This window comes from Streptomyces sp. NPDC001508 (genome assembly GCF_040298665.1).
Lineage (GTDB): Bacteria > Actinomycetota > Actinomycetes > Streptomycetales > Streptomycetaceae > Streptomyces.
In genome coordinates, this window is the sequence record NZ_JBEPAP010000107.1 from 1 (window position 1) to 18,618 (window position 18,618).

Genomic DNA, 18,618 nt, shown 5'->3' on the forward strand with positions numbered 1-18,618 from the left:
CACGACCGACAACAGCGACACCCTAGAGCGCAGGTCAGAGCGGTTCCGAATCCCTGACCTGCCTAGCCGTTCTCCGCCTGGAACATCCAGTGGTGTTTCTCCAGATCGGCTGTGATGCCGATGAGGATGTCCTGGGTCACCGGGTCCGGTTCCGCGGTCGCGGTCACCCGCTCCCGCATACGCATGATCACCGCGGCCAGCGCGTCCACGATCGTCCGCACCGCGTCGGCGTCCCTGACCCAGCCCTCGGGCGTCACGCCGATGCCGCTGCCGGTGGCCACCGTCGCCGCGCGCCCATCGGGCGGCACGCCCAGCGTGGCCGCCCGCTCGGCCACGGTGTCCGAGTGGGTGCGGGCGGTGGTGACGACATCGTCGAGCTGGAGATGGACGGACCGGAAGCGGGGGCCGACGATGTTCCAGTGGAGCTGCTTGGCGACCAGTGAGAGGTCCAGCAGATCGACGAGGGCACCTTGCAGCACCTCGGCCACGGTCTTGAGGTCCGCGTCGTCGGACAGGGGGCTCTTGACGACATACATCCACAGCCTCCGTTGGTTCACCCGGTCATGTCCCTCCACCATGACCGCCCCACCCGGTACCGGCAAATGGGCGCAAAGTGAACTCCGACGGCCCTAGGGCGTGCGCGCAGCCCGAAGGCCCCGGCCGCGCCCCGCGGGGTTCTCCCCGCAGTGGCCCCGGCCGGGGCCTTTCACGTGTCGCGTTACCGGGCCACGCGCGTGAGGGTCACGCGGCGACCACGTCCACCGCCTCGGCGGGGGCCTTGATGGTCACCCGGTCCGGTGGCACACCGGTCACCGAGACGGAACCCAGCATCGGACGAACCGGCGTGGGCACGGACTCGGTGGCCGCGGCGGACCGGGCCAGCTCGGCGAGGGCGAGTTCGTCGCTCACTTCCCGCATGAGCTCGGACATCCGTACGTCCAGCGCGTCGCAGATGGCGGAGAGCAGTTCGGAGGAAGCCTCCTTCTGCCCCCGCTCCACCTCGGAGAGATAGCCGAGCGAGACTCGGGCGGACGAGGAGACTTCGCGCAGAGTACGGCCCTGGCGTTGGCGCTGCCGACGCAGCACGTCACCAAGCAGGCGACGGAGCAGAATCATCGGTGGCTCCCTCCTCGGACCGCGTAGCCGCATCCTTCTCGCCCCACCGTACCGCCTAGCGCTGCGGCCGTGCGGGGAGCGATGTCGTGTTCACTCAGGGCTGCAAACATCAAAACCCCCCGTTCTGTTCCGTATCCTGTGCCCGCTCATTCCCGGTCTGTTCGCCCACAAGCTCCTTCAGGAGCAGTGCGAGTACGCTCCGTACACTCTCCATACGGATTTCCGCACGTCGGCCGTTCAACCGCAGGGCCTCCACTTTTCCGCCACCGGCAGAACCGGACTCCGGTCCGCGCCGACCGTCCACGGCGACGAACACGGTGCCCACGGGTCGGCCGTCCTGCGGTTCGGGCCCGGCCACACCGGTTGTCGCGATGCCCCAGTCGGCGCCGAGTGCCGCGCGCACTCCGGCCGCCATCTGCGCCGCGACCTGCGGGTCCACCGCTCCGTTGCGGTCCAGCAGACCGGCGTCGACGTCCAGCAGCCGGTGCTTCAGATCGGTGGCGTACGCGGTGATCGAACCGCGAAAGCACTTCGAGGCCCCGGCGACCGCGGTGATCTCCGCCGCAACCAGACCGCCCGTCAGCGACTCCGCGACGGCGAGCGTCTCGCCTCTCACGGTCAGTAGCCGCACCACTTCGGCAGCCGCGGAATTCACGCTTCGGACTCCTCCAACGCCGCCGTCCGCTCGGCCATTCCCCGCCTGCGCAGCACAATGGCCTGTCTCACATAGTCGAGGCCGGTCACGACGGTCAGGACGACCGCCGCCGCCATCACCCAGAACCTCAGGGTGGCCAGCCAGCCCGTCAGCGCCAGCACATACATCCCCACGGCCACGCCCTGGGTGAGCGTCTTGAGCTTGCCGCCGCGGCTCGCAGGAATGACGCCGTACCGGATGACGAGGAAACGCAGCAGGGTGATGCCCAGTTCCCGGCCCAGGATGACGACCGTCACCCACCACGGCAGATCGTCGAGGGCCGAGAGACAGATCAGCGCCGCCCCCATGATCGCCTTGTCGGCGATGGGGTCGGCGATCTTCCCGAAGTCGGTGACCAGGTCGTAGGTGCGTGCCAGATGGCCGTCGAACAGGTCGGTGATCATGGCGATGGCGAAGGCGGCCCAGGCGAGCGAGCGCCACGCCGGGTCATAGCCGCCGTCGGCCAGCATGAGCGCCACAAAACCCGGGACGAGGAGCAGCCGGAGCATCGTCAGCAGATTGGCGACGTTCCAGACGCTGGCCTGGTTGACGGCCGCCGCCGCCAGTTTCCCGCCGCGCGCGGGCCTCGTCGCGCCCTGCGCGCCGGAGACGGCCACGCCCGCCGGTTCTTCGGCGGCGGAGCCCGGGGCCCCCCGCGCGCCGGAGGAGCCGCCCGCAGCGGATGCCGGGACTCCCGTCATCTGCCCGCCTCCTCACTACACGCGAGCGAGCCCTCAAGCGGCTCGGCCACCAGGTCCACACCTTCCGTACCGACCACCTTCGCCTCGACCATACGACCGATGCTCAGGCCCGCGCCGCTCGTGAGCAGCACCTGGCCGTCCGTCTCCGGCGCCTGATGCACGCCGCGGCCGTACACCCCGTCATCGGTGTCGTCGCCTGCGGCGCCGTGGTCGTCCTGTCCGACGGACTCGACCAGTACGTGCACGGTTTCGCCCACGCGTTCCTCGGCCCGCTGCGAGACGAGTTCCTCGGCCAGCCGGGACACATGCGCCAGCCGCTCGGCCACGACGTCCTCGTGGAGCTTGTCGTCGTACGTCGCCGCCTCCGTGCCCTCCTCGTCGGAGTAGCCGAAGACGCCGATGGCGTCCAGCCGGGCGTGGTTCAGGAAGCGTTCGAGTTCGGCGAGGTCGGCCTCCGTCTCGCCGGGGAAACCGACGATGAAGTTGGAGCGCACGCCGGCCTGCGGGGCTTTGGACCGGATGGTGCCGAGCAGTTCCAGGAAGCGGTCGGTGTCGCCGAAGCGGCGCATCGCGCGCAGCACGCCGGGCGCGGAGTGCTGGAAGGACAGGTCGAAGTAGGGGGCGACCTTGGGGGTGGAGGTCAGCACGTCGATCAGCCCCGGACGCATCTCGGCCGGCTGGAGGTAGCTGACCCGCACCCGCTCGATGCCGTCGACCTCGGCCAGCTCGGGCAGCAGCGACTCCAGGAGACGGATGTCGCCCAGGTCCTTGCCGTAGGAGGTGTTGTTCTCGGAGACCAGCATGATCTCCTTGACACCCTGCTCGGCCAGCCACCGTGTCTCGTTCAGCACGTCGCTCGGGCGGCGCGAGATGAAGGAGCCGCGGAAGGACGGGATGGCGCAGAAGGAGCAGCGCCGGTCGCAGCCGGAGGCGAGCTTGACCGAGGCGACCGGGGATCCGTCCAGGCGACGGCGCAGGGGCGCACGCGGTCCCGACGCCGGGGCGACGCCCTCGGGGAGATCCGTCGGCGCGTGCCCCGGCAGGGCGACCGAGGCGGCCGACTCCTGGCGCTCGGCGGGGCTGATCGGCAGCAGCTTGCGCCGGTCGCGCGGGGTGTGCGCGGCGTGGATGCCACCGCTCAGGATCGTCTGCAGACGGTCGGAGATGTTCGCGTAGTCGTCAAAACCGAGCACGCCGTCGGCCTCGGGGAGGGCGTCGGCCAGTTCCCTGCCGTACCGCTCGGCCATGCAGCCCACCGCCACGACGGCCTGCGTTCTGCCCTGCCCCTTGAGGTCGTTGGCCTCCAGGAGCGCGTCGACGGAGTCCTTCTTGGCGGCCTCGACGAAGCCACAGGTGTTGACCACGGCGACATCGGCGTCCGTGGCGTCCTCGACGAGCTGCCAGCCGTCCGCCTCCAAACGGCCTGCGAGCTCCTCCGAGTCCACCTCGTTACGGGCGCAGCCGAGTGTGACGAGTGCGACGGTACGGCGTTCAGGCATGCGCTCAAGACTACTTCGTCTCACTGACACCCTCTGTCGACGGGGTTGGCGATCACCACCGGCCCCGTCGACGGAACAACCCGGGGTCCGCCTAACCGACCTCGGGGTCGCCCTTGGTGTACGTAAGGCGTTCCACGGCTCCCGGCTGGAAATCGTCCTGGATCTTCTTGCCGTTGACGTAGAGCTGGATCGCCCCGGCGTCGCCGAGGATGAGGTTGATCTTCGAGCTGTCCTGGAAGGTCTTGGAATCGCCCTTCTCCAGGAGCCCGTCGAACAGCATCCGGCCGTTGTGGTCCTTGGCCGAGATCCAGCTGCGGCCGTCGGCGGCGCTCACCTGGACGGTCACCTTGTCCTGCGGGGCGGCCGCGATGGCGCTGTCGGACGGCACGGGCGTCTGGTCGGCGGGCTTGGTGTCGGCCGGCTTCGGCGTGGCCGGCTTGCTGGTCGCGGGTGTGGCTCCCTCGGCGACCTGCGCCTTGGCGTCGTTCCCGCTGTCGCCGCCCTTGAACGCGGTGAAACCGACGAAGCCGATCACAGCGACGATCGCGGCGACCATGGCCGCCGTCCAGTTGGGTCCGCGCCGCTCGGGCCGGATGCGTTCCGCCTCGAACAGCGGGGCGGCAGGCGTGGGCGCGGGCCGCCCGCCGCGCTCGGTGTCGTACTGCGCGAGAAGCGGGGCGGGATCGAGGTGGACGGCCCTGGCCAGGGTCCGGATGTGCCCGCGGGCGTACACGTCTCCGCCGCACGGGCCGAAGTCGTCCGCCTCGATGGCGTGCACGATGGCGATGCGGACGCGAGTGGCGCTGCTGACGTCGTCGACGGTCAGCCCGGCCGCGATGCGCGCCTGCTGGAGGGCGCGGCCGACGGAGACTCGGGATTCCTCGGACACGTCTGGGAACGGACGCTCGTCTTCAGGGGAGTTGCCGATGGACACGGGGGCGCCTTTCGAGCGTGTAGCCACCTGTGCTAGAGGTTCAGTCTAGGGGGGGTGCGAAAGAGTGGGGCAACCGGGCGGTAGGACTTTGTACGCCATCGGAATGGCCGGTCATTCCGATGACGGGTCAGGCCCGGACCGCTCCGGGGTCCGCGCCTGGCCGCTCGCTCAACTTGACGTATGTCAAAGGGAAACGGTTGCTCACCGGTCTCTAACAGGTGGATCACGGTGCCGCTGCCACCCGTCTCGGACCGCCGAACGGCCTGCCCCTAGCCTTCAGACTCTCCACGTATCACGGCGAGCACGCCATCGAGTTCGTCGGGTTTCACCAGAACGTCACGGGCCTTGGATCCCTCGCTGGGCCCGACGACACCGCGGGACTCCATGAGGTCCATGAGCCGGCCCGCCTTGGCGAACCCGACGCGCAGCTTGCGCTGCAGCATCGACGTCGACCCGAACTGTGTGGAGACGACCAGTTCGGCCGCCTGGCACAGCAGGTCGAGGTCGTCCCCGATGTCCTCGTCGATCTCCTTCTTCTGTTTGGTGCCGACGGTGACGTCGTCCCGGAAGACGGGAGCCATCTGCTCCTTGCAGTGCCGGACGACGGCCGCGACCTCCTCCTCGGTGACGAAGGCGCCCTGCATACGGGTCGGCTTGTTGGCGCCCATCGGCAGAAACAGCCCGTCGCCCTTGCCGATCAGCTTCTCGGCGCCCGGCTGGTCGAGGATGACGCGTGAGTCGGCGAGCGAGGAGGTGGCGAACGCGAGCCGTGAGGGCACGTTCGCCTTGATCAGACCGGTGACCACGTCGACCGACGGCCGCTGGGTGGCGAGCACCAGGTGGATGCCGGCCGCGCGCGCGAGCTGCGTGATGCGCACGATCGCGTCTTCCACGTCGCGCGGCGCCACCATCATCAGGTCGGCCAGCTCGTCGACGATGACCAGCAGGTACGGGTAGGGCTGGAGTTCCCGTTCGCTGCCCTCCGGCGGCTTCACCTTGCCGACCCGCACGGCCTCGTTGAAGTCGTCGATGTGCCGGTAGCCGTAGGCGGCCAGGTCGTCGTAGCGCAGGTCCATCTCGCGCACCACCCACTGGAGCGCCTCGGCCGCCCGCTTGGGGTTGGTGATGATCGGCGTGATCAGATGCGGGATGCCCTCGTAGGCGGTCAGCTCCACGCGCTTGGGGTCGACCAGGACCATGCGGACGTCCTCGGGGCTCGCACGCATCATGATCGAGGTGATCAGGCAGTTGATGCAGGACGACTTGCCGGAGCCGGTGGCGCCGGCGACGAGCACGTGCGGCATCTTGGCGAGGTTCGCCATCACATAGCCGCCCTCGACGTCCTTGCCGAGCGCGACCAGCATCGGATGGTCGTCCTCGGCGGCGTCCGCGAGGCGCAGCACATCACCGAGGTTGACCATCTCCCGGTCGGTGTTCGGGATCTCGATGCCGACCGCGGACTTGCCGGGGATGGGGCTGATGATCCGCACGTCGGGGCTGGCGACGGCGTACGCGATGTTCTTGGTGAGCGCGGTGATCCGCTCGACCTTGACGGCGGGGCCCAGCTCGACCTCGTAGCGGGTGACCGTCGGCCCACGGGTGAAGCCGGTGACAGCCGCGTCGACCTTGAACTCGGTGAAGACGTTGGTGAGCGAGGCGACGATCGCGTCGTTGGCCGCGCTGCGCACCTTGCCCGGCCCGCCGCGCTCCAGCAGGTCGAGCGAGGGCAGGGAGTAGGTGATGTCGCCGGACAGCTGAAGCTGTTCCGCGCGCGCGGGCAGGTCGCGGATCTCGTCGGGTGCCGCCTTGGTCAGGTCGGGCACGACCGCGTCGGCCTTCAGCTTCTCCTGCTTGGGGCGCGCGGCCGGGACCGGGACCGGCGTCGGCGTGGTCTCCTCGCGGTCGCCCACGCTCACACCCTGGGTGAGGTCGGCCACCAGCGGCGAGGGCGGCATGCCGTGCAGGACGGCGCCGTCGAGGTCGGCCGCGGCCGCCGCGGCGATGTCCACGGCGTCCAGCCGCCCATCCAGCGCGGGCTGCGGCACCGCGGAGCGCCTGGGCCGGCCTCGGCGCTTGGAGAGCGCTTCCTGCTCGGCCCCGTCCGGGTCGTACGCCGCGGAGCCGCCCCGGCGTGCGCGGGGGCGCGCGGGCAGGGCCTCGCGCCACTGCTCGTCGTAGCGGTCGTCGTCCTCGGTGAGCCGCTCGCCCTCGGGGTCGTGCAGTACGCCGAGCCGTACGCCGAGCGCCCGCAGCCGCTGCGGGACGGCGTTGACCGGGGTGGCCGTGACAACGAGCAGCCCGAAGACCGTGAGCAGCACGAGCAGCGGCACGGCCAGTACGTCGGTCATCGTGTACGACAGCGGGGTCGCCGCCGCCCAGCCGATGAGACCGCCGGCGTCCCTTATGGCCTGCATCCCGTCGCTGCGCGCGGGCGAGCCGCAGGCGATGTGGACCTGTCCGAGCACGCCGATGACCAGCGCCGACAGCCCGATCACGATGCGGCCGTTGGCCTCCGGCTTCTCGGGATGGCGGACGAACCGCACGGCGATCACCGCGAGCAGTATCGACACCAGCAGATCGAGCCGGCCGAAGGCACCGGTCACCAGGATCTCCACGAGGTCACCGACCGGGCCACGCAGATCGGCCCAGGTGCCGGCGGCGACGATCAGCGCGATGCCGAACAGCAGCAGCGCGACGCCGTCCTTGCGGTGCGCCGGATCGAGGTTCTTCGCACCCTGCCCTATCCCGCGGAAGACGGCGCCGACGGCGTGCGCGAGGCCGAGCCAGAGCGCGCGCACGAGCCGGTAGACGCCCCCGGTGGGACTGGGCGCCGGCTTGGGCGCCGGCTTCTTCGCCGCGGCCTTCTTGGCAGGAGCCTTCTTCGCGGGGGCCTTCTTCGCCGCAGCCTTCGCCGGAGCAGCCGCCTTCTTGGCGGGCTGCTTCTTGGCTGCGGAGGGACGTGAGGCCATGGATGTGAGATTACCGGGAGAGACGACAGCGGACACGCGTGCCCAGAGCTTCACCCGTTCGTGTCGCCCGTACCGGGGCACGGAACTGACGCACGCTCATGCGCAACTGCGGGCCGGGCGGGCGTCAGTTCTGTGTCGGCAGCGACGGGGCATCGCTGCCGGTGCCGGGCTCCAGCGCGTCGAGCGCCCGGCGCAACCCCGTGAGTTTGCGTTCGAGATGGGCCGCCGTGGCCACCGCCGCCGCGTCCGCGGACTCGTCGTCCAACTGCTTGGACAGCGCCTCCGCCTGCTCCTCGACGGCCGCGAGCCGCGCCGACAGCTCTGCGAGCAGCCCCGCGGGCTCCTTGCCGGGGCCGACCGCGCCCTTGCCGCCGCCCTCCAACTGGAGCCGCAGCAGCGCCGCCTGCTCCCTCAGCTGACAGTTCTTCATGTACAGCTCGACGAACACCGAGACCTTCGCGCGCAGCACCCACGGGTCGAAGGGCTTGGAGATGTAGTCCACCGCGCCCGCGGCGTACCCCCGGAAGGTGTGGTGGGGGCCGTGATTGATCGCGGTGAGGAAGATGATCGGGATGTCCCGCGTCCGCTCCCGCCGCTTGATGTGCGCGGCGGTCTCGAAGCCGTCCATGCCCGGCATCTGGACATCCAGCAGAATGACCGCGAAGTCGTCCGTGAGCAGTGCTTTGAGCGCTTCCTCCCCGGACGATGCCCGCACCAGCGTCTGATCGAGCGCAGAGAGGATGGCCTCCAGCGCCAGCAGATTCTCCGGCCGGTCATCGACCAGGAGGATCTTGGCCTTCTGCACCATGGCCCGCCCTCCTCGCCCCGGCGGTACACCGGGCGCCGCCCCAGGGGACGACTCCCTTGCGCCGCCCGTCCTTGTGCCGGTCATCGTAGCCGTACCCCGCCCGTCGCCACACCCTGTCACCGCGATGTCACTGTGCACATAGCAAAAACGCGGCAGGGGACCGAATGGTTCCCCGAAACCCACACCATCACACGGCCTCCTCGTGCATCCACTGCCGCATCACCGTCAGCAGATGGTCCGGATCGACCGGCTTGGTGACGTAGTCGGACGCCCCCGACTCGATCGCCTTCTCCCGGTCGCCCTTCATCGCCTTCGCGGTCAGCGCGATGATCGGCAGCCCGGCGAACTGGGGCATCCGGCGGATCGCGGTGGTCGTCGCGTACCCGTCCATCTCGGGCATCATGATGTCCATCAGCACGACCGCCACGTCGTCGTGCTGCTCCAGGACCTCGATGCCCTCGCGGCCGTTCTCGGCGTACAGCACGGACAGGCCGTGCTGCTCCAGGACGCTGGTGAGGGCAAAGACGTTGCGGATGTCGTCGTCGACGATCAGCACCTTCTCGCCGCCGAACCGCACTCCGCGGCGCGCCTGCGGGGCCGGCTCCTGTTCCACGGCCGACCACTGCGCGGGCCGCTGTTCGACCGCCGGGGCGCCCCTGCGGCGGCGCCTGAAGAGGGCCGCGGCGCCGTTCTGCGTCTCCTGGTACGACTTCACCTCGGCCGGCGTCTCGATCTCGGCGCCGGACAGCTCGGACAGCAGCTGCTCGGAGGCCACCAGGTCGCCCGCCGCCAGTGCGGGCGCCGCCTGCTGATAGCCCTGCGGCGGCAATTCGCTCGGGTGCAACGGCAAATACAAGGTGAACGTGGAGCCGCGTCCCGGTTCGCTCTGCGCGTGAATCTCGCCGCCGAGCAGCTGCGCGATCTCCCGCGAGATCGACAGCCCGAGACCCGTGCCGCCGTACTTGCGGCTGGTCGTGCCGTCCGCCTGCTTGAACGCCTCGAAGATGACCCGCATCTTGCTGGCCGCGATGCCGATCCCGGTGTCGGTCACCGAGAACGCGATCAGCGCCGCGTCCGGGTCGGTGAGCGAACCGGCCTCCAGCAGCTGCTCCCGGACGCCCACCGGGACGTCCGCGCCGGCCGGCCTGATCACCAGCTCGACCGATCCGGAGTCGGTGAACTTCACCGCGTTCGACAACAGGTTCCGCAGCACCTGGAGCAGACGCTGCTCGTCCGTGTGGAGCGTGGCCGGCAGCTCCGGAGAGACCCGTACGGACAGGTCGAGCCCCTTCTCCGCGGTCAGCGGGCGGAAGGTGGCCTCCACGTAGTCCACCAGCTGGACCAGCGCGATACGCGTCGGCGAGACATCCATCTTGCCCGCCTCGACCTTCGACAGGTCCAGGATGTCGTTGATCAGCTGGAGCAGGTCGGAACCGGCACCGTGGATCGTCTCGGCGAACTCGACCTGCTTCGGGGTCAGGTTGGAGTCGGCGTTGTCGGCGAGCAGCTTGGCCAGGATCAGCAGCGAGTTGAGCGGGGTGCGCAGCTCGTGCGACATGTTGGCCAGGAACTCGCTCTTGTAGCGCATGGAGACCGCCAACTGCTCGGCGCGCTCCTCCAGGACCTGCCGCGCCTCCTCGATCTCGGTGTTCTTGACCTCGATGTCCCGGTTCTGCTGGGCCAGCAGCTCGGCCTTCTCCTCCAGTTCCGCGTTGGACGCCTGGAGCGCCTTCTGCCGGTTCTCCAACTCGGCCGACCGCTCCCGCAGTTGCTCGGTCAGCTCCTGCGACTGCCTCAGCAGCACCTCGGTCTTGGTGTTGACGGAGATGGTGTTGACGCTGGTCGCGATCATCTCGGCGATCTGGTTGAGGAAGTCCTTCTGGATCTGCGTGAACGCTGTGAAGGACGCCAGCTCGATCACACCGAGCACGGTGCCCTCGAACAGCACGGGCAGCACGATCACCTGGGCGGGCGGCGCCTCGCCGAGCCCCGAGGAGATCTTCAGGTAGCCGCTGGGCGCGTTCTCCACCAGGATGGTGCGTTTTTCCTTGGCGGCCGTTCCGATCAGCGCCTCACCGGGGCGGAACGACGTCGGCATGGAACCCATCGAGTAGCCGTACGAACCGAGCATGCGCAGCTCGTAGGGGTCCTTGCTCTCGTCGTTCATGTCCTTGCCGTCGACGAGCGGCATCGCCAGGAAGAACGCGCCGTGCTGCGCGGAGACCACCGGCGTCAGCTCGCTCATGATCAGCGAGGCGACGTCCTCCAGGTCGCGGCGGCCCTGCATCAGCGCGGAGATGCGCGCCAGGTTGCCCTTGAGCCAGTCCTGCTCCTTGTTGGCGATCGTGGTGTCCCGCAGGTTGGCGATCATCTTGTTGATGTAGTCCTGAAGCTCCTGGATCTCGCCGGACGCGTCGACGTCGATCTTCAGGTTCAGGTCGCCCCGGGTCACCGCGGTCGCCACGCGCGCGATGGCGCGCACCTGCCGGGTGAGATTCCCGGCCATCTCGTTCACGGACTCGGTCAGGTCGCGCCAGGTTCCGTCCACGTCACGCACGCGTGCCTGCCCGCCGAGCTGGCCCTCCGTGCCCACCTCACGGGCGACCCGGGTGACCTCCTCGGCGAAGCTCGACAGCTGGTCGACCATGGTGTTGATCGTCGTCTTGAGTTCGAGGATCTCGCCCCGGGCATCGATGTCGATCTTCTTGGTCAGGTCGCCCTTGGCGATGGCCGTCGTGACCATGGCGATGTTGCGCACCTGACCGGTCAGGTTGGACGCCATCTGGTTCACCGACTCGGTGAGGTCCTTCCACGTGCCCGCCACGCCCGGGACATGCGCCTGGCCGCCGAGGATGCCGTCCGTGCCCACCTCGCGGGCCACCTTGGTGACCTGGTCGGCGAACGAACTCAGCGTTTTGACCATCGTGTTGATGGTGTCGGCGAGCTGCGCCACCTCGCCGCGCGCCTCGATCGTCACCTGGCGCGTCAGGTCGCCGTTGGCGACGGCCGCCGAGACCTGGGAGATGTTGCGCACCTGCATGGTCAGGTTGTTGGCCATGAGGTTCACGTTGTTGCTGAGGTCCTTCCAGATGCCCGTGACACCCGGCACATGCGCCTGGCCGCCGAGGATCCCCTCGGTGCCCACCTCACGCGCCACCCGGGTCACCTGCTCGGCGAAGGACGACAGCTGGTCGACCATGGTGTTGACCGTGGTGACGAGTTCGAGGATCTCACCCTTGGCGTCGACGGTGATCTTCTTCGACAGGTCGCCCTTGGCGACCGCGGTGGTGACCTCGGCGATGTTGCGGACCTGGATGGTCAGGTTGTTCGCCATGAAGTTCACGGACTGCGTGAGGTCCTTCCAGGTGCCCGCGACCCCCTGGACCTCCGCCTGGCCGCCCAGCATGCCCTCGGTGCCCACCTCGCGCGCGACGCGCGTGACCTCCTGGGCGAACGACGACAGCTGGTCCACCATCGTGTTCAGGGTGTTCTTCAGCTCCTGGATCTCCCCGCGCGCGTCCACGGTGATCTTCTGGGACAGGTCGCCCCGCGCCACCGCCGTGGCCACCTGGGCGATGTTGCGGACCTGGGCGGTGAGGTTGCCGGCCATGCCGTTCACGGAGTCGGTCAGGTCGCGCCACACGCCCGCCACGCCGGGCACCTGCGCCTGCCCGCCGAGGCGGCCCTCGGTGCCCACCTCGCGGGCCACCTTGGTCACCTGGTCGGCGAAGGCGGACAGCTGGTCGACCATCGTGTTGATGGTGTTCTTCAGCTCCAGGATCTCCCCGCGCGCGTCGACGTCGATCTTCTGCGACAGGTCGCCCCGCGCCACCGCCGTCGTCACCTGCGCGATCTGCCGCACCTGGGAGGTCAGATTGCCCGCCATGAAGTTGACGGAGTCCGTCAGCTCCTTCCAGGTGCCCGAGACACCGTCCACGCGTGCCTGACCGCCCAGGCGGCCCTCCGTGCCCACGTCCCGGGCCATCCGGGTCACCTGGTCGGCGAAGCTCGACAGCTGGTCCACCATCGTGTTCACGGTGTTCTTCAGCTGGAGCATCTCGCCGGAGACGTCGACCGTGACCTTCTGCGACAGATCGCCGTTGGCCACCGCCGTCGTCACCTGGGCGATGTTGCGGACCTGACCGGTGAGGTTGCGGAACGCCGTGTTGACCGAGTCCGTGAGGTCTTTCCAGGTGCCCGCCGCGCCCGGCACCTGCGCCTGGCCGCCCAGCTCGCCCTCGACCCCGACCTCCCGCGCCACCCGCGTGACCTCGGCGCCGAACGCGGAAAGCTGGTCCACCATCCCGTTGACGGTGTTCTTCAGCTCCAGCATCTCTCCGGCCACGTCGACGGTGACCGTCTGCGACAGGTCACCGCTCGCCACCGCCGTGGTCACCGCGGCGATGTCCCGCACCTGGGTGGTCAGGTTCCGGAACACCGTGTTCACCGAGTCCGTGAGGTCCTTCCAGGTCCCCGCGGCGCCCGGCACGTTCGCCTGCCCGCCGAGCCGCCCCTCGCCGCCGACCTCGTTGGCCACGCGCGTGACCTCGTCGGCGAAGATCCGCAGCGTCTCGGTCATCTGGTTGATCGTCTCGGCGAGCTGCGCGACCTCGCCGCGCGCCGGGACAGTCACCTTCTGTGACAGATCACCGTTGGCGACCGCCGTGGTGACCTGTGAGATTCCCCGCACCTGGGCGGTGAGGTTGCCCGCCATGGTGTTGACCGAGTCGGTCAGTTCCTTCCACACGCCGGCCACCCCGGGCACCTGCGCCTGACCGCCCAGGATGCCCTCGGTGCCCACCTCGCGCGCGACCCGCGTCACCTCGGACGAGAACGCGGACAACTGCTCCACCATCGTGTTGACGGTGTTCTTCAGCTCCAGCATCTCGCCGGCCACATGCACGGTGACCTTGCGCGACAGGTCACCGCGCGCGACCGCGGTGGTCACCAGGGCGATGTCCCGGACCTGCGCGGTGAGCCGGTTGGCCATGGTGTTGACGGACTCCGTCAGGTCCTTCCACGAACCGGACATACCGCGCACCCGTGCCTGGCCGCCCAGCTTGCCCTCGGTGCCCACCTCGCTGGCCACGCGCGTGACCTCGTCCGTGAACGTGGACAACTGGTCGACCAGATTGTTGACGGTCCGCCCGACCCGGAGGAACTCGCCGCGCAGCGGGTGCCCGGTGCCGTCCGGCCCGTGGGTGCGCAGTTCCATGCGCGGCGACAGATCGCCCTCGGCCACCGCGGTCAGCACCCGGCCGACCTCGGAGACGGGCCGTACGAGGTCGTCGACGAGCGCGTTGGACGCGTCGATGGCGGCGGCCCAGGAGCCCTCGCAGGCCCCCGTCTCCAGCCGTTCCGTGAGCTTTCCCTCACGTCCCACCATGCGCCGCACCCGCGACAGCTCACCCGTCAGGTGCAGATTGCGGTCGGCCACCTCGTTGAAGACCGCGGCGATCTCGGACATCACGCCGTCGCCGGAGACCGTGAGCCGCTTGCGGAAGTTCCCCTCACGCATGGCGAGGAGCGCCGCCAGCAGCCGGTTCAGGGCAGCGGTGTCCACCGTGGTGGTGCCGCCCTGCTTTCCCAGGGAGCGTCCGCCTTTCGCGCGCGTGTTCGTGGCCCGCGTCGCTGCGCCAGACTCCACTGTGTCCCTCCCGCGGGGGTCGACCGTCACTGCTGTGCTCGTCGGGTACTGCCGTTCGGTGTTCCGGTTACTCCGGCGTACCGGTTAATGCTGCGTATTTCTTCCAGATGCGACCCGGCCACACCAAGGGCTGCTGCCCCCCGTGCACAGAACACACTCAGCCTGTCCGGACCTTCACAAGAAGCTTGCCCAGTGTTTCACCCCTGTGGAACCAGGCCATAACAGTTCGGCAGCTTCGCACATCGTCCGCACACCCCGGGGGCGTAAAGACCGGCGACCGGCCTCCGTCCGGACGGCGAAGGTAAGTAACCTTGCATGCGGCTGTCCAGCCGCGCCGGTCCATCCGGCCTGGGCGGTGGCAGGAGAACGACCGGGCATCGGAGGGGCGGCCGCAGAACCATGACCACCGGACTCATCCCCGGGGGACAGCCCCCGGACCGGCCGAAGGGGGCGCGGATGCCGCAGCAGCGGCGCGAGCAGGTCGGCCACGCAGCCCTGCCCGTCGACAACCGGCCGAGGAGTTCTGTGATCACCGCGCGCGCGGCCGCCAGCTTCGAGCCCGTCGGACGATCCGTCGCGACCGCCCGGTCCTTCGTCCGCGACACCCTCCAGGGCTGGGGCTTCGCCGACATCGTCGACGACGCCGTGGTCCTCACCAGCGAACTCGTCACCAACGCGGTGGTGCACGCGGGCACGCACGCCGATGTGCTGTGCCTGCACACCGAGGACGGCGTACGCATCGAGGTGGCCGACCGCTACCCGGAGCGCGAACTGCCGGTGCAGAGCGCCGCGATCGCCATGAGCAGCCCGGACCGCGAGGGCGGCCGCGGACTCCAGCTGTGCGCGGCCCTGGCCGCCCGCTGGGGTGTCGAGTACACGCCCACGCACAAGAAGGTCTGGTTCCAACTCGCCCTGCCAGAACGACCGGTCGGCACCCGCACGGCCGGCCCGTCCCTGCCCGCCGACCTGCTCCCGCTCGCCGACGGCCGGGTCCGCGTGGCGGTCGTCCAGATCGACCGCGAGGGCGCCATCACATCCTGGAACGAGGACGCGGAAGACCTGTTCGGCTACGCCGCCGACCAGGTCACCGGCAAGCCCCTGACCGACCTCGCCGCCTGGCCGCACACGCCGGGCACCAGCACCGGCATCGTGGAGGCGCTGCGCCTGTCGCGCTGGGAGGGCAGCTACGGCATCCGCGGCGCCGACGGCCGGATCACCTCCGTGTACGCCTCGCACCTGCGAGTACGCGACACGGGCGGCGAACCCTCCACGGTCTGCCTGCTGGTGCGGGACCACGAACGCGCCGTCCTGCAGACGCCGTTGCGCGTCCCGGCCTCCGACACTCCCGCGGCCTCCGACGGCCAGAGCGCCGACCCGTTCGAGGTCTTCATCGGCTCCCCCGCCCCGGACGACCTCGACGGCCTCCTCCAGCGCACCGTGGAGCGCGCCCGCGACATGCTCGACGGCGACTCCGCCTTCCTGCTGCTGGCGACCGACGACGAGACGGAACTGGAGGTCCGCGCCTCCACCGGCCTGCCCTCGGCCCGTCAGCGCTTCGCGCGCGTGCCCGTCGAGGCGGGGCCCGGCCGGTACGGCTCGGCCCGTATGCCCGCCGTCCACGACGACCTCACGGCCGTGCCGGGCGCCGTTCCGCTGCTGGCCGGTACCGGCATGCGCTCGGTGGTCACCGTCCCGCTCAAGGTGGAGGGCCGTCTCACGGGCTCCCTGGGCGTCGCCGCGGAGGCGCCCGGCCGTTACTCCAACGAGGAGGCACTGCGCCTCCAGTTCGCCGCCGACCGCATCGCCCTGGCCGTGGAATCGGCCCGCCTCGGCGAGCTGGAGCGGCTGCGCCGTGGCTCGCTGAGCTTCCTCGTGGAGGCCTCCGACCTGCTCGCCGGCACCCTGGACCGGGACCAGACGCTGGCCCTGATGGCCCAGATGACGGTGCCCACCCTGGCCACCTGGTGCGCCGTCTACACCATCGCCGACCAGGCCTCGGACCCCTATCTGTCGTACGTCCTGCACGAGGACGAGGAACTCATCGACGGCATCAAGTCGTTGCTGTCGAAGATCCCGCCGCCGGACCCGGTACCCACCCCGGGAGCCCGGGTCTGGACGGCCCCCGGCGAGGTGGCCCACCAGGCGGCGCTGCGCACGTCCATGCGCAGCCTCGGCCTGACCGGCGGACCGCCCCATCAGGTCTCCGCCGGCATCGGCCCGACGCTCGCCACGGCCTCCGCGGTCGGCGGCGAGACCGTGGTGCTCCCGCTCGTCGCCCGCAACCGTGTCATCGGCATGCTGACCCTGGGCAAGCCGACCGACGAACACTTCCGGCAGGAAATCCTCGAACTGGCCGAGGACTTGTCCCGCCGGGCCGCCCTGGCCCTGGACAACGCCCGGCTGTACTCGGAGCGCACGGCCATCAGCCAGGCCCTCCAGCGCAGCCTGCTGCCGCCGGGCACCCCGCACATCGAGGGCGTCGAGGTCGAGGTCATCTACCGCGCGGCCGGTGAGGGCAACGAGGTCGGCGGCGACTTCTACGACGTCTTCCCGATCAGCGACGACGCCTACGGCTTCGCCATCGGCGACGTCTGCGGCACGGGCCCCAACGCTGCGGCCGTGACCGGCCTCGCCCGCCATGCGCTGCGCCTGCTGGCCCGCGAGGGCCTGAGCGGCCCGGCGGTCCTGGAACGCCTGAACTCGGCCATCCTCGACGAGGGTTCCCGCAGCCGGTTCCTGACGCTCCTGTACGGCGAGATGCGCCCGCAGGCGGACGGCAGCGCGGAGTTGAAGGTCGTGTGCGCCGGCCACCCGCTCCCCCTGCGGCTGCGCCAGGACGGCACGGTGGAGCCGGCGGCCGAACCCCAGCCCCTTCTCGGCGTCATGGAGGATCTGGAGCTGTACGAGGAAACGGTCACCCTCGATCCGGGCGACGTGCTGCTCTGCGTCACGGACGGCGTCACCGAACGCCGGGAAGGCCCCCGCATGTTGGGCGACGACGGACTCGCGGACGTCCTCACCACCTGCACGGGCCTGACGGCCGGCGCGGTCGCGGCCCGCATCATGCGCGCGGTGGAACGCTTCGCCTCCGACGCGCCGTCCGACGACATGGCCATCCTGGCGATGCGCATCCCGGAACTCCAGTAGGACATAAAGGGCCGAGAAGAAACCGAGGCATGAGAAAGGGCCCCACCCGGTCGGGTGAGGCCCTTTCTCATCGGAGCCCCCAAACGGAATCGAACCGTTGACCTTCTCCTTACCATGGAGACGCTCTACCGACTGAGCTATAGGGGCCTGTCGCCTTTTTGAGGTTTCCCTCGCGGCAACGGATCAGAGCATACCCTGAACGAAGCCGTGCTCCCAAACTTGTTCAGTGCCGCTCAGAAGGCGGGTTGAAGCAGTCCGCCGAGCGCATTGCACGCGGAGGCGATCCGCTGCATGTCCCGCTTCGTCAACGAGGCGTCCACGGGCAGCGCCAGCGTCTCGTCGGCGGCCCGCTCGGTTTCCGGCAGTGACACGCATCGACGGAACTCCGGCATCCGGTGCACGGGTGTCTTCACCGGCACCCGGCACTCGACTCCCCTGGCCCGTACGGCCCGTGCGAAGGCGTCCCGGTCCGGCCGGCCGTTCCCGGGCACGCGCACGACGTACTGCTGGAAGGTGTGCCCGTCACCGCCGTCAGGGGTGCGCACACCGCGCAGCCTGGCGTCGAGGTAGGCGGCCCGCTGCCGCCGTTGGGCGATCTCGTCGTACGGCACCTCGGACTCGATCTGTTCCAGCACCAGAAGCCCGTGCCGCTGCCCTGTCGCATGCAACTGCGCCAGGTCCGCCCGCCGCCCGAAGCGGTGCACGACGACGACCGCCGCGGTACGGGGGGTTACGGCCGCTTCGACGGCGGAGGCGTCCAGGCAGTACGTCACCGGGTCTATGTCGGCGAACACCGGGAGCGCACCGGCGAGGGTGACGGCCTCGGTGACTTCGACGTTCCCGAAGGCCGGCACGACGACCTCGTCACCGACTCCGACACCGGCGGCCCTGAGCATGGCAGCAGTACCCATGTCCTGGATGCTGAGCGCGCAACGTGAACGTCAAGTTACGGCAAACAGAAAAGGGTTGGGCCCCGAACCGAAGTTCAGAGCCCAACCCTTTTGAAAAATTGTTCGGCGGTGTCCTACTCTCCCACAGGGTCCCCCCTGCAGTACCATCGGCGCTGTAAGGCTTAGCTTCCGGGTTCGGAATGTAACCGGGCG

The 18,618-nt window shown here is 69.7% G+C and carries 11 protein-coding genes, 1 tRNA gene and 1 rRNA gene; 1 reads left to right on the plus strand and 12 read right to left on the minus strand.

Features of this window, described 5'->3' with window-relative positions; translation table 11 throughout:
* Positions 1 to 62: 62 nt before the first annotated feature.
* The 9 genes from ABT245_RS44380 to ABT245_RS44420 all read right to left on the minus strand — a co-directional run bounded on the left by ABT245_RS44380 (position 63) and on the right by ABT245_RS44420 (position 14,368).
* Positions 63 to 536, minus strand: a complete 474-nt coding sequence (locus tag ABT245_RS44380; RefSeq protein WP_351746456.1) for a Dps family protein — start codon at positions 534 to 536, stop codon at positions 63 to 65.
* Positions 537 to 741: 205 nt separating this feature from the next.
* The gene (locus ABT245_RS44385) at positions 742 to 1,116 is read right to left on the minus strand and encodes a helix-turn-helix domain-containing protein (RefSeq protein WP_351746430.1); all 375 of its coding nucleotides are present in this window, start codon (positions 1,114 to 1,116) and stop codon (positions 742 to 744) included.
* Between the two features lie 109 nt (positions 1,117 to 1,225).
* On the minus strand, positions 1,226 to 1,771 hold the full coding sequence (locus ABT245_RS44390) for a CinA family protein (protein WP_351746433.1): 546 nt from the start codon (positions 1,769 to 1,771) through the stop codon (positions 1,226 to 1,228).
* Positions 1,768 to 2,511 (minus strand): CDP-diacylglycerol--glycerol-3-phosphate 3-phosphatidyltransferase, encoded by a 744-nt coding sequence (pgsA, locus tag ABT245_RS44395; protein ID WP_351746436.1) that lies wholly within the window; start codon positions 2,509 to 2,511, stop codon positions 1,768 to 1,770. The genes ABT245_RS44390 and pgsA overlap by 4 nt, the downstream gene beginning before the upstream one ends.
* A complete protein-coding gene (gene rimO / locus ABT245_RS44400; protein ID WP_351746439.1) occupies positions 2,508 to 4,010 on the minus strand; it encodes a 30S ribosomal protein S12 methylthiotransferase RimO in 1,503 nt (500 codons plus the stop codon). The genes pgsA and rimO overlap by 4 nt, the downstream gene beginning before the upstream one ends.
* A gap of 91 nt (positions 4,011 to 4,101) precedes the next feature.
* The gene (locus ABT245_RS44405; protein WP_351746442.1) at positions 4,102 to 4,944 is read right to left on the minus strand and encodes a helix-turn-helix domain-containing protein; all 843 of its coding nucleotides are present in this window, start codon (positions 4,942 to 4,944) and stop codon (positions 4,102 to 4,104) included.
* A gap of 269 nt (positions 4,945 to 5,213) precedes the next feature.
* Positions 5,214 to 7,913, minus strand: coding sequence for a DNA translocase FtsK (locus ABT245_RS44410; protein ID WP_351746445.1), 2,700 nt, complete (start codon positions 7,911 to 7,913; stop codon positions 5,214 to 5,216).
* Between the two features lie 124 nt (positions 7,914 to 8,037).
* Positions 8,038 to 8,721: a response regulator gene (locus ABT245_RS44415; protein WP_351746447.1), complete on the minus strand. Its 684-nt coding sequence runs from the start codon at positions 8,719 to 8,721 to the stop codon at positions 8,038 to 8,040.
* 187 nt (positions 8,722 to 8,908) lie between these two features.
* On the minus strand, positions 8,909 to 14,368 hold the full coding sequence (locus ABT245_RS44420) for a HAMP domain-containing hybrid sensor histidine kinase/response regulator (RefSeq protein ID WP_351746450.1): 5,460 nt from the start codon (positions 14,366 to 14,368) through the stop codon (positions 8,909 to 8,911).
* A 399-nt stretch (positions 14,369 to 14,767) separates the two neighbouring features.
* Between ABT245_RS44420 and ABT245_RS44425 the strand changes: the two genes are divergently transcribed.
* A complete protein-coding gene (locus tag ABT245_RS44425; RefSeq protein ID WP_351746453.1) occupies positions 14,768 to 17,515 on the plus strand; it encodes a SpoIIE family protein phosphatase in 2,748 nt (915 codons plus the stop codon).
* Between the two features lie 74 nt (positions 17,516 to 17,589).
* On the opposite strand, the gene ABT245_RS44430 is transcribed toward ABT245_RS44425, so the two are convergent.
* The 3 genes from ABT245_RS44430 to rrf form a co-directional block, all read right to left on the minus strand.
* Positions 17,590 to 17,662: transfer RNA gene (locus tag ABT245_RS44430), tRNA-Thr, on the minus strand.
* 86 nt (positions 17,663 to 17,748) lie between these two features.
* Complete coding sequence (locus ABT245_RS44435) at positions 17,749 to 18,411, minus strand: DegT/DnrJ/EryC1/StrS family aminotransferase (protein WP_351746458.1); 663 nt, start codon at positions 18,409 to 18,411, stop codon at positions 17,749 to 17,751.
* Between the two features lie 115 nt (positions 18,412 to 18,526).
* Positions 18,527 to 18,618: ribosomal RNA gene (gene rrf, locus ABT245_RS44440) — 5S ribosomal RNA — on the minus strand; the annotation flags it as partial.

Excerpts from the sequence above, each read along its gene's own strand:
- ABT245_RS44380 (WP_351746456.1), bottom strand. The coding sequence starts at position 536 with ATGTATGTCGTCAAGAGCCCCCTGTCCGACGACGCGGACCTCAAGACC.
- ABT245_RS44385 (WP_351746430.1), bottom strand. The coding sequence starts at position 1,116 with ATGATTCTGCTCCGTCGCCTGCTTGGTGACGTGCTGCGTCGGCAGCGC.
- pgsA (WP_351746436.1), bottom strand. The coding sequence starts at position 2,511 with ATGACGGGAGTCCCGGCATCCGCTGCGGGCGGCTCCTCCGGCGCGCGG.
- rimO (WP_351746439.1), bottom strand. The coding sequence starts at position 4,010 with ATGCCTGAACGCCGTACCGTCGCACTCGTCACACTCGGCTGCGCCCGT.
- ABT245_RS44410 (WP_351746445.1), bottom strand. The coding sequence starts at position 7,913 with ATGGCCTCACGTCCCTCCGCAGCCAAGAAGCAGCCCGCCAAGAAGGCG.
- ABT245_RS44415 (WP_351746447.1), bottom strand. The coding sequence starts at position 8,721 with ATGGTGCAGAAGGCCAAGATCCTCCTGGTCGATGACCGGCCGGAGAAT.
- ABT245_RS44425 (WP_351746453.1), top strand. The coding sequence starts at position 14,768 with ATGACCACCGGACTCATCCCCGGGGGACAGCCCCCGGACCGGCCGAAG.
- ABT245_RS44435 (WP_351746458.1), bottom strand. The coding sequence starts at position 18,411 with ATGCTCAGGGCCGCCGGTGTCGGAGTCGGTGACGAGGTCGTCGTGCCG.